General features: G+C 67.3%; 1 pseudogene. It reads left to right on the top strand.

The features are described 5' to 3' along the window. Nucleotides 1-257, top strand: a pseudogene (locus tag FV233_RS31555) (DNA packaging protein); the annotation flags it as partial.

Here is a 257-nt window from a genome sequence, read left to right as displayed (position 1 = left end):
CCCCGTTCTCGGCTCCGGCCGCGTCTTCCCCGTAGCCGAAGAGTCCATCACCTGCGCGCCGTTCCAGATCCCGAGCTATATGCCGGAGATCGTCGGCATAGACTTCGGCTGGGATCACCCGTTCGGCACCTCACGGCTGTCTACCGCCAGCGCGAGACGACGCCAGTCATTCACGCGGCGGCGCTCAAAGGCTGGGGCGACTGGCTGCCGGTTGCCTGGCCTCACGACGGCCTCCAGCACGACAAGGGCTCCGGCAA

This window comes from Methylobacterium sp. WL7, assembly GCF_008040085.1.
Taxonomy (GTDB): Bacteria; Pseudomonadota; Alphaproteobacteria; order Rhizobiales; family Beijerinckiaceae; genus Methylobacterium; species Methylobacterium mesophilicum.
The sequence above is the reverse complement of the archived record's forward strand: the minus strand, read 5'-3'. Positions and strand labels throughout refer to the sequence as shown.